The sequence below is a fragment of the Streptomyces tricolor genome (assembly GCF_002155905.1).
Classification (GTDB): Bacteria; Actinomycetota; Actinomycetes; order Streptomycetales; family Streptomycetaceae; genus Streptomyces; species Streptomyces tricolor.
This window is the reverse complement of the sequence record NZ_MUMF01000179.1, coordinates 1-10,558: the sequence shown is the minus strand read 5'-3', so window position 1 is coordinate 10,558 and position 10,558 is coordinate 1. Positions and strand designations below refer to the sequence as shown.

Here is a 10,558-nt window from a genome sequence, read left to right as displayed (position 1 = left end):
GCGCCGGGCGCGGCCCGGCCGCCCTGGCCGGTACGCGTCCAGGCTCTCCAGCCGGGTGGTGGCGGACCGGGCCGCCGTGTGCAGCAGATCCAGCAACTCCTTGCCGCCGCCGGGCTGTCCGCCGTCCGGCTGCCCGGCGGCGTCGGCGCGGCGGCAGGCCAGGCCGACCACGAAGTACGCCAGCGGGTCCGGGCCGGAGCGCCACAGCACGGCCTCGCCCCGCTCCTCCAGGGCGAGGACCCGCTCGGGGTGCGCCCGCGTGAACGCGCCGAACGGCAGCGGACAGAGGGTCACGGCGGCGATGCGGTAACCGGCCTCGGCGAGCAGGGCCGCCGCACGGCGCGGCGTCGAGTAGGAGCCGATGGTCAGCCCCAGGTCCGCGCCCAGGGTGCGGGCGTGGCCGATGATGGACCCGGCCCACTTCAGACCGTCCGCGCCGCCGCTGATCGAGGGATGGGTGCGGGCCGCCGCTCCGGGCAGCGGCACATAGGCGGGGTTGCTGGTGACGACGAGCGGGCGGGGCAGCTCCCCGGGCGCGGTCGCCAGCAGCTCCCGCGGGCTCAGCACGGAGTAGTCGCCGAGCGCGAAGCTGACCCGCCCGTCGGCCGAGGCGTAGTGCCGCTCCGCCCAGCGCAGGGTCTGGCGGCCGTTGTCGACACCGTGCACGCGCGCGGCGCCGGCCCGGGCGATGGCGGCAGCCGCGGCCCCGCTGCCCGAGCCGAGGTCCAGCACGGTGCCCCCGCCGCCGGGCGGCAGCAGATCGGCGGCGACCCACACGCCGATCTCGGTGTCGGCCGGTTCGAAGAAGACCTCGGGCTCCCCGGGCGGCTTCAGATCGTCGGGGGTGAGATGGGTGTACGCGTCGACCCGGGAGACGGACGGCATGGCAGGCTCCTTCCAAGGGGGGCGAGAGCTGCGGGGGTTCAGCCGGGCAGAGAGCCGGTGGCCTGCTCCAGGACGGCCATGGCGCTGGGCAGTTTCATCGCCGCCTGTGTCCAGGCCAGCGACCGGGGCCCGTCCAGGACCTCTCCGGCGACCTCGTCGCCCCGGTGGGCGGGCAGGTCGTGCAGGAAGAGCGCCCGCGGCCACCGCGCCAGCAGCGGACCGTCCACGTGGAAGGGGCGGAAGGCCTCCCGCCAGGACGGGTCCGGCTTGCTGGTGCCGGTGGTCTGCCAGCGCGTGGTGTACACGACGTCCGCCTCGGCCGGCGCGTCCGCGAGAGCGTGGATCTCCTCGATCCGGGCCCCGGTGGCCTTCGCGTTCGCACGGGCCGTGGCCAGCGCACCGGCGGGCAGGCCGTAGCCGGGCGGGGTGGCGAAGGTGACCTCGGCGCCGGACACCGCCGCCAGGCCGTGGGCGAGAGCGGTGGCCGTGTTGTTGCCCTCCCCGACGTACAGCAGCCGGATCCCGCTCAGGTCGCCGAAGGCCAGGGACAGCACGGCGAGATCGCACACGCCCTGGGTGGGGTGCTCCTCGGCCGCCATCGCGTTGACCACCGGCAGCCCGCCCGCCCGGGACAGCTCCCGCAGCTCCGCCAGCGGCCCCGCGGTGCGCGCCACCAGCAGGTCGAGCATGGCCCCGAGGACCCGGCCGGTGTCCGCCACCGACTCGCCGGTGTTCAGCTGGAGGTCGCCGGGTCCGTACGCGACGGGCGTGCCGCCGAGCCGTACGGTCGCGCTCTGGAACGCGGTCCGGGTGCGGGTGGAGGTGCGGGTGAACAGCACCCCGACGACCCGGTCCCGCAGCGGCCGGTCGTGCGCGCCGCGGTCCCGGAACAGCCGGACCGACCGGGCGACCAGCCGGTGCAGCCGCTCGGGCGCCACCTCGGCCAGCGTGAACAGCCCCCGCTCGGGTGCGAGGGCCGGGGCGCCGAGGAGGGCGGGGAGGTCGGCGGCGGGGTCACGCATGGGCAGTCCACCTCTTCCGGGGTCGGGGCATGGTCTCCGTCCTGAGCCGTCTCCCGCCGCTCCTGCGTCACGGGTCGTCCCCCGCGCCCCCGGCCAGCAGGCCCGCCGTGAGGAAGGCGTCCCGGGCGCCGGGGACCGCGAGCACGCCGGTCTCCTCGAAGAGCCGCAGCGCGTGCCGCGCCGCCTCCCGCATCGCCCGCTCCGTCGCGGCCCGCGGGTAGGAGTCGTGGACGACCTCCTCCACCTGCGCCGCACCGAGCCCCGCGGCGGCCAGCGCGGCCCGCACCGGGCGCAGGTCGGGCAGCAGACTGGAGCGGACCAGGCCGGGCAGGCAGCGGGCGACGCGCACCCGCTCCGCGGCCGACTGCCGGGCCCACAGCTCCCGGAAGAAGCGGGCGAAGAACGCGTGGTGCCAGCCCTCGTCCCGGGCGTGGTCCCGCACGATCTGCCGTACGACGGTCAGCACGCGCTCGTCCTTGGGCACCTCGCCGAGGATGGCGGTGACCAGCGTCTCGAACACGACGACCTGGAGCAACTGGGCCAGCACCGGCTGCCCCGGCAGGGCCTCCACGCCCACCGCGTCGAGCCGTTCCCGGAACGGCGCGAAGTCGTACGGCACCGGCTCGACGCCGGAGGCGTCCGCGATCTGCCGGACGACGTCGAAGCTGTACAGCGCGTGGTAGCCCTCGTCGCAGTAGATCCGGAAGGCGTCGAGCCGGGTCCGCGCCGGGGTGTCGACGCCGCCGCGGCCCGTCGCGATGCGCTGGGTGGCCCGGTTGACCACCTCGGTCTCGAAGTGGGTGGTGAAACCCAGGTACTGGAACAGGTGCCGGGCCGCCAGCGCCTGCTGTGCCTCGGTGGGCAGGGCGCGCACCAGGGGATGAGCGGCGTACGGGATCAGGGCCGGCGGGAAGTACAGCCGCCCGGCGCCCAGTTCCTCCCGCAGCAGCCGGCGCGGGTCCCGGCGGACGCCCGCCTTCGTGTACCAGTCCCGCTCCCCGTCCTCCGCGTTCACCATCGGACCCCCTCGGTCAGCGGCCCCGGCCCGTCGGCGGCCAGCACCCGCACGCCGGGCAGCGCGCCGGACCGGGCCATGCCGTGCGCGCGGCGCCAGAGCGGCGAGTAGACGGTGTCCCGGTACCGGTCGGCGCCGTCCGGGCACAGACAGGCGACGGTGACGCGCCGGGCGTCGGCCCGGAACAGGCGCAGCGCCGCCGCGACCACGGCGCCGGAGCTGGCGCCGACCCCGATCCCGGTGGTGGCGCGCAGCCACAGGCACACCGTGACCGCCTCCGCCGGGTCGACGTACACCGTGGGCCGGTGGCCGTCGGGCAGAAAGGCGGACGGGCGGCTGGAGCCGATGCCGGACAGCAGCCGGGGCCCGGCCGGGCCGCCCAGGGCCGCCGAACCGGCCGCGTCCACCCCGACCAGCTCCCAGGCGGCGCCGGACTCGGCGGCGTACCGCCGGAAACCGGCGAGGGTGCCCCCGGTGGACACGGCCACCAGCACGCTCATCGGCTCCCCGCGCGTCTGCCAGTGCAGCTCGGGCGCGGTGCCGGTGGCGTGGGCGGCCGGGTTGGCCGGGTTGCTGTACTGGTCGGTCCACACCAGGCCCGGCTGTTCGCGCAGCAGGGCACGCACCCGGGCGAGCCGGTTCAGCAGGTAGCCGCCGGCGCCGTCCGGGGTGTGCACGGTGACGACGCGGGCCCCGAGCGCGCGGATGTCGTACAGCAGCGCGGCACTGGTGCGCGGGTCCACCACCGCGGTGAACGGCACCCGGTGGGCGGCGGCCAGCGCGGCCAGGGCCAGGCCGAGGTTGCCGGACGTGGACTCCACCAGGCCCGTGCCCCGCTCCACCCGGTCCGCGGCGTCCCGCCACAGCGCGAGCGCGGTCCGCCCCTTGACCGACCCGTACGGGTTGTAGCCCTCCAGCTTCAGCCACAGCTGCCGCGGGGTGCCGGCGACCTCCATCCCCAGGCGGACCACCGGAGTCGGCGCCAGGCCGTCCCCCGTCCCCGGCGCCCAGGTCATCCGGGGGTGCCGTTCCCGGTCGCCTCCCGCCAGACGTACCGCGCCACCTGGGCGTGGGTCGCGTACCAGACGTCGCCGCGGGCGCCGATGTGGTCCAGCAGCTCCGCCAGGACCACGATCCGCGAGCGGTGCCCGATGACGTGCGGGTGCATCGTCAGCTGGAACAGGCCGCCCTCCGCGCGGGCCGCGTCGAACTCGTCCCGCCACAGCGGGATCAGCTCCCGGGGCGGGGTGTAGGGGCGCACGGCGGAGTAGCGGTCCATGTTCAGGTAGGCGGCGTCGTCGCGGATCCACTCCGGGGGGATCTCCACCACGCCGGTGGGTTCCGCGTGGGCGAGCAGCTCGTACGGCTCGTCGTCCGCCATCAGGGAGGAGTCGTACTCCAGCCCCAGCTCGCGGGTGATGTCCAGGGTGTGCTCGCTGAAGTCCCAGGAAGGGGTGCGGATGCCCACCGGGCGCCGGCCGGTGATCCGTTCCAGGGCGTCCGCGCTGCGGAAGGCGAGGTCCCGCTCGTGCTTGTACTCCAGCTCCATGGTGCGTTCGTGGATCCAGCCGTGCAGGGCCACCTCGTGGCCCGCGTCGACGTAGCCCCGGGCCTCCTCGGGGCGCAGCAGGGCGGACACCGCCGGCATGAAGAACGTGGCGGGTACGGCGTGCCGCTCCAGCAGGCGCAGGATGCGGGGCACGCCGACGCGGGCGCCGTACTCGCCCTGCGACAGCTTGCCCGGCATGACCTGGTTGTCGCGGAGCGGGATCGTCTCGTGGTCGGGATCGAAGGAGAGCGCCACCGCGCAGCGGGCCCCGCCCGGCCAGGACGCGGGTTTCAGCGCGCGCCCGGCGCGCACCCGGCCGACGTGCCGCCGCCATTCGGTCTCGTCCCACTCCCAGGGGCGTCGGGGTGCTCCCGCGGACGCTGACATCGCCATGGACGGGTCCTCACCCTCACTCGGGCCTGCGGGCTTTCCACGACCGAGCATGTCAGCGCGTCGGCCCCTGGTCAGGGGCCGGAATCCGCCATCCTGTCAACGGCCGGCCCTGTCCGGATCCCGCGTCCCGGGGCCGCCGGGGGCTGTCCGGCGCGGCCGGGCCGTCCCTACGGTGAGGGGATACCTCCTCGCGTCCCCGCGCCGAGGGGGTACCGCCTCCTCGTGTGCCGCCGCCGCGGGCCGCGCCGCCATGGGCCGGGCCCGGGAACGGGAAGGAGAACGGCTCCATGACACCTCCGCCTCGGGCCGCACGCGGTACGCCGGGTGCCGCCCCGGCCGGGCAGCCGCGTGGTACGGCCGGTGCCGGTCCGTCACCGGACGCGCGCCGTACGCCGGACGGCTCCCCGTCCGGGCAGGCGCGGCGGGCCTCGGACGGTGTCCCGGGCGAGTCCGCCGCCGCTGTCGCCGGCGGGCCGGCTCTGCTCGACGAGGCGCGCCGGCTGGCCCCCGAAGCGGTCGCGCTGCGCCGTGCCCTGCACCGCGGCCCGGAACTGGGCCTCGAACTGCCCGCCACCCAGCGGCTGGTGCTCGACGCCCTCGACGGACTCGGGCTGGACGTGCGTACCGGCCGCGCCCTGTCCTCCGTCACCGCGACGCTGGCCGGCACGGCCGACGGGCCGACGATCCTGCTGCGCGCCGACATGGACGCGCTGCCGGTCACCGAGGACACCGGGCTGCCGTTCGCCTCGCGCACCCCCGGGCTGATGCACGCCTGCGGCCACGACGCCCACATGGCGATGCTGGTGGGCGCCGCGCGGCTGCTCGCCGGGCGGCGGGACGCGCTCGCCGGGCGCGTGGTGTTCATGTTCCAGCCCGGCGAGGAGGGCCATCACGGCGCCCGCCTGATGATCGAGGAGGGGGTGCTGGAGGCGTCCGGCGCCCGCGCGGACGCCGCCTTCGCGCTGCATGTGCACCCGAACCTGCCGGCCGGCGCGGTGCGGCTGCGGCCCGGGCCCCAGATGGCGGCCTCCGACCGGTTCCGGATCGTGGTCCGGGGCCGCGGCGGGCACGCCTCCGCGCCGCACACCGCCTGCGACCCGGTGCCCGTGGCCTGCGAGATCGTGCTCGCCCTCCAGACGGCGGTGACCCGGGGCGTGGCCGCCGACGACAGCGCCGTCCTCAGCGTGACCCGGATGGCCGCGGGCACCGCCACCGGTGTCATCCCGGACACCGCGGAACTCTCCGGCACCCTGCGCACGCTGGCCGAGCCGACCCGGCGGCGGCTGCACGAGACGATCGCCCGGGTCGCCCGGGGCGTGGCCGCCGCGCACGGGGCGACGGCCGAGGCGACCGTCGAGACCGGCTACCCGGTCACCGCCAACGACGCCGCCTTCACCGACGTCGTGCTGCGCGCCGCCGCCGACGCGCTCGGCACCGAGGCGGTGGACGTCCTGCCGGCCCCGCACATGACGGCGGAGGACTTCTCCTACGTCCTGCGGGCCGTCCCCGGCGCCCTGGCCTTCCTCGGCGCGTGCCCGCCGGGCCGGGCACCGCACGAGGCGCCGGCGCTGCACTCGCCCCGCGCGACCATCGACGAGGACGTGATCGCCACGGGCATCGCCTGCGAGGCCGCCGTGGCCCTGGCCTTCCTCACCGGCCACGCACCGGAGCGGGCCCGGTGAGCGCCCCGGGGAGGGATCCGGTGCCGGTCCCCGGGAGCGGGGTGCCGGCTTCCGGGAGCGGGCCGGTGAGCGGCGGCGCCCCCGGTACCGGCCCGGTGGCCGGCCTCGTCGTACGGGCCGCCCGTCCCGGTGAGCTGGAGCAGGTCGAGGCCCTGTGGCTGGAGGCGAGCCGCTGGCTGGCCGGGCGGGGGCTGGACCAGTGGCAGTACCCGCCGCGCCGGTGGCGGATGGCGGAGGCCATCGAGGCGGGCGACTGCTACCTCGCCCTCCGGGACGGCCGGCCCGTCGCCACCCTCACCGTGCACGAGCGGGCCGACCCGGAGTGGTGGCGCCACGACGACCCCCGCTCCGCCCTCTACGTGCACGACCTCGCGGTGAGCCGGGCCGTCGCCGGCCAGGCGCTCGGCGCCCGGCTGCTGGACTGGGCGGGCGCGCTGGCCGCCCGGCGGGGCAAGCGCTGGCTGCGCCTGGAGGCCTGGAAGACCAACCGCCTGCTGCACCGCTACTACCTGGACCAGGGCTTCGAACTCCTGCGGATCGTGGACCTGCCGCACCGCAACTCCGGGGCCCTGTTCCAGCGCCCGGCCGCCGCGCACCCCGAACCGGAGGAGAGCCGACGATGACCAGCACGGTGCGCCCCGCCGACGCCGGGGACGACCTGTACCCGACGCGCACCCCGGGGGCCGCGGCCCCCTTCCCGCGCCGCCACCCGGTCGTCTGGCGCCCCGCCGCCGACGGCCCCCTGTCCGCCGCCGAACTCACCGCCTACGACCGCGACGGCTGCCTGCACTTCGAGGCGTTGCTGCCGGCGGAGCAGACGGTGGCCTGCCTGGCGGAGACCGCGCGGCTGACGGCCGACCCCGCGCTGCGCGACTCGGGGCGGGTGGTGCCGGAACCCGACGGCGACGGCATCCGCTCGGTGTTCGAGGTGCACGCGCTGAGCGACACGTTCCGCGCGATCGTCCACTCCGCCCGGCTGGCCGGCATCGCCCGCCAGATCCTCGGCTCGGACGTGTACGTCCACCAGACCCGGGTGAACCTGAAGCCGGCGTTCGACGGCTCCGGTTTCGGCTGGCACTCGGACTTCGAGACCTGGCACTCGGAGGACGGCATGCCGGCGCCGCGGGCCCTGAGCCTGTCCGTCGCCCTGACCGAGAACGCCCCGTACAACGGACCGTTGATGATCATCCCGGGGGCGCACCGCACCTTCGTGCCGTCCGCCGGCGAGACACCGCCCGACTACCACCGGACGTCGCTGCGGGGGAAGAACCTGCCCGCCGGGCCGGCGGACCGTGCCGCGGTGGCCGCGCTCGCCCGGGAGCTGGGCATCCGTCAGTTCACCGGCCCGGCGGGCTCGGCGGTGGCCTTCGACTCCAACAGCCTGCACGCCTCGGCGCCGAACGTCTCGCCGTTCCCGCGCACCAACCTCTTCGTCGTCTACAACAGCGTGGAGAACGCGATCGGGACGCCGTACGCGGCCCCGCGCCCGCGGCCCGGCTATCTGGCGAGCCGCACCTTCACGCCGGTACCGCGCCGGGACGGCGACTGAGGGGGCCTCACGCCGCCGGTCCCGGGAACCAGGACACCATCGCGGCGTACTCCGGCGGGACGTCGCCGGCGGGGGAGAGCCAGTCGGTCTCGCCCCGGCGCCACTCGTAGGCGCGGTGGCGGGCGCCGAGTTCCTCGACGAGTTCGGCGGCCAGCCGGGACGCCTCGTACAGGTCCTGGTCGGTGGTCTGGGAGCTGGCGGCGACGATCAGGCCGCGGACCTCGGCCGAGTGGCCGTAGCGGAAGGCGCCGGTGCCGAGCAGGTGCGGGTCGGTGTGCACCGAGACGCCGTTGTTGCCGCCGAGCCGCCGGTGCGCGGCGGCCTTGGCCGCGGCCTTCGGCAGGAAGCGGCGCGCGTCGTCCCCGACGGTGAGGGCGCCGAGCACCGCGTCGGCGGGGGCGGCGCCCGGCTCGGCCGTCGGGTCCAGGACGACGAAGCCCATGGCGGGGCGCGGGTAGGGGCCGCGCGGCGCCTCGCCCTCCGGGGCGGCGTGGTTGCGCAGGACACTCGCGGCGCGGCGCCGGCCGAGGTCCGTCAGCAGGTCGGTCAGCTCCGTGTCGGTGAGCATGTACCTGTACGGATTGCGGCGTACCGCCGCCTCCACGCGGAGTGTGCCGGCCGTGCTCGTCACGTTCGTCTCCCCCTTGCTGCGCTGCCCGTTGCCCGGCAAACCGTAGCCGCCCGATGATCGCCGCGCTATAGGTCTGGACCATTTTCCCGATCACTGTTGACCTTGAGGCGAACGGCCCCGTAGATTCCCGTCCCGTCATGATCAATGGTCCAGACCAACCTTTTCCCGGGCTGTCGGGAAAGGGGCGAAGGGGATGTTCGTCTTGACGACGCAGGTACTTTCGGACCTTGCGCAGAAGTTCACGGCCGACGGATTCGCCGCCGTCGGAGAACTCGTTTCCCCCGGTGAACTCGCGGTTTACCGGGACATCTACGACCGTTTCCTCAGCGGTGACATCGAGGCGGGCGACAAGCGCTCCGATCTCGGTTCCCACGTACCGCGCAAGGACGGCGTACGCGAGAACATCACCCAGATCATGTGGCCCTCGGCGCTCCACCCGCCGCTGCGGGAACTCCCGCTGCACCGCAAGGCGCTCTCCGTCGCCCGCGAACTCATCGGCGCCGACGCGGAACTCGACTTCGACATGATGATCCACAAGGATCCGCACACCGCCGTCCCCACGCCCTGGCACCAGGACGCGGCCTACTGGATCGACATGCCCGACCACCGGGCGGTCTCGATCTGGGTGGCGCTCGACGACGCGGACGTCGACAACGGCTGCATGTGGTACGTACGCGGCTCGCACCGGCAGCCGCTGCGCCCGCACCGGCCCACCAGCGACGGCAAGAACATCGAGTGCGACTGCTCCGAGGACGAGCCGGGCGCCACCCCGGTGCCACTGCGGGCGGGGGAAGCAGTGGCCCACTCCGGCTTCACCCTGCACTACTCGCGGGGCAACACCACGGACGGCACCCGGCGCGCGTACATCCTCAACTACCGGCCCGCCGCGATGATCCGGCACGAACGCGCCCGGGGCGCGGACCACGGTCTGGGCGAGAACGTGCGGCAGGTCCGCAACGCGGACTTCGCCCAGGACTGACCAGCCAGGTCGCCGACACCTCCACCGCCGGGCCGGCCACCACCGGCCCGGCCCCAACAGCCAGATGGGAACGCTGTGAACGCTGTCATTCTGACTGGTGCCGTGATGACCCACCCGCGACGCCGCGCGGCGGCCGAGGCGATCGCGGCCAAGGACCCCCGGGGCCGCATCCGCGTCGTCACCGACCCGGACCCCTCCGGCCCGCCCACCGCGCTGCGCACCGCCGACCCGTCCTGGAGCTGCGTCGGGCCGGACGCCACCCACCACGTGGTCTTCCAGGACGACGTCCTCATCGCCGACAATTTCTTCCCCTACGCGGAAAAGGTCGCCGCCGCCGTCCCCGGCGAGGCGGTCGCCTTTTACGAGGGCTGGGAAGGGAGAAACAGCGGTGTCGTACGCCTCGGGGCACTCACCGGCGCGCAGTGGGCCTATGCCATCGACGAACACGTCCCCTCACTGGCCCTCATGCTGCCCGCCGACGCCGCCCGCGGATACCGGCGATTCGCGGCGGAACACGGCGGTGGCTGGCCGTACGACGTGGTGATCCAGCGGTATCTCAAGGCGCTGGATATTCCGGTGCGGATCGCCGTCCCCAGTACGGTCGACCACGACGACGTGCCGAGCATCGCCGGAAACAGCACCCACGGCTGGCGCCGCGCCACCTTCTTCACCGACCGGGCGCCCCTTTTCGCCGAGCCGGACCGAACCTGCCCCGAATTCTCCGTCGTGCCCTTCTACCAGTACGGCGAGTCCAAATGCGCGGTACGGCAGGCCGAGGGCTGGGAGTGCCTGGACACCGACCGGTATCTGCGGCGGGCGGGCCTGCTCGACCGCTGCGAGGCCGGCCTCGCAG

10 protein-coding genes and 1 pseudogene are annotated in these 10,558 nt (G+C 75.3%); 5 read left to right on the top strand and 6 right to left on the bottom strand.

All coding sequences use genetic code 11. From position 1 onward, the window contains the following. From CCN44_RS14115 to CCN44_RS14095, 5 genes are all read right to left on the bottom strand, one after another. A partial coding sequence (locus CCN44_RS14115; RefSeq protein WP_086697833.1) for a methyltransferase domain-containing protein occupies positions 1–885 on the bottom strand: 885 nt, incomplete at its 3' end. Between the two features lie 38 nt (positions 886–923). After that, positions 924–1,907, bottom strand: a complete 984-nt coding sequence (locus CCN44_RS14110; RefSeq protein ID WP_079080952.1) for an ornithine carbamoyltransferase — start codon at positions 1,905–1,907, stop codon at positions 924–926. 67 nt (positions 1,908–1,974) lie between these two features. After that, the gene (locus CCN44_RS14105; RefSeq protein WP_208639770.1) at positions 1,975–2,925 is read right to left on the bottom strand and encodes a diiron oxygenase; all 951 of its coding nucleotides are present in this window, start codon (positions 2,923–2,925) and stop codon (positions 1,975–1,977) included. Beyond that, positions 2,919–3,938 (bottom strand): pyridoxal-phosphate dependent enzyme, encoded by a 1,020-nt coding sequence (locus CCN44_RS14100; RefSeq protein ID WP_086697832.1) that lies wholly within the window; start codon positions 3,936–3,938, stop codon positions 2,919–2,921. The genes CCN44_RS14105 and CCN44_RS14100 overlap by 7 nt, the downstream gene beginning before the upstream one ends. After that, positions 3,935–4,858 carry a polysaccharide deacetylase family protein gene (locus CCN44_RS14095; protein ID WP_086697834.1) on the bottom strand — a complete coding sequence of 308 codons (924 nt, stop codon included), beginning with the start codon at positions 4,856–4,858 and terminating at the stop codon, positions 3,935–3,937. The genes CCN44_RS14100 and CCN44_RS14095 overlap by 4 nt, the downstream gene beginning before the upstream one ends. Positions 4,859–5,151: 293 nt before the next feature. Between CCN44_RS14095 and CCN44_RS14090 the strand changes: the two genes are divergently transcribed. From CCN44_RS14090 to thpD, 3 genes are all read left to right on the top strand, one after another. Continuing rightward, on the top strand, positions 5,152–6,546 hold the full coding sequence (locus tag CCN44_RS14090; protein WP_086697831.1) for a M20 metallopeptidase family protein: 1,395 nt from the start codon (positions 5,152–5,154) through the stop codon (positions 6,544–6,546). Between the two features lie 65 nt (positions 6,547–6,611). After that, positions 6,612–7,169 (top strand): GNAT family N-acetyltransferase, encoded by a 558-nt coding sequence (locus CCN44_RS14085; RefSeq protein ID WP_223283903.1) that lies wholly within the window; start codon positions 6,612–6,614, stop codon positions 7,167–7,169. Beyond that, positions 7,166–8,095, top strand: coding sequence for an ectoine hydroxylase (gene thpD / locus CCN44_RS14080; protein ID WP_086697830.1), 930 nt, complete (start codon positions 7,166–7,168; stop codon positions 8,093–8,095). Before CCN44_RS14085 ends, thpD begins: the two co-directional genes overlap by 4 nt. Before the next feature lie 7 nt (positions 8,096–8,102). Here thpD and CCN44_RS14075 read toward each other — a convergent pair whose 3' ends face one another. After that, positions 8,103–8,726, bottom strand: coding sequence for a hypothetical protein (locus CCN44_RS14075; RefSeq protein ID WP_059249330.1), 624 nt, complete (start codon positions 8,724–8,726; stop codon positions 8,103–8,105). A gap of 193 nt (positions 8,727–8,919) precedes the next feature. Between CCN44_RS14075 and CCN44_RS14070 the strand changes: the two genes are divergently transcribed. Beyond that, on the top strand, positions 8,920–9,705 hold the full coding sequence (locus CCN44_RS14070) for a phytanoyl-CoA dioxygenase family protein (protein ID WP_079080949.1): 786 nt from the start codon (positions 8,920–8,922) through the stop codon (positions 9,703–9,705). Positions 9,706–9,810: 105 nt separating this feature from the next. After that, positions 9,811–10,558, top strand: a pseudogene (locus CCN44_RS14065) (NAD-dependent epimerase/dehydratase family protein); the annotation flags it as partial.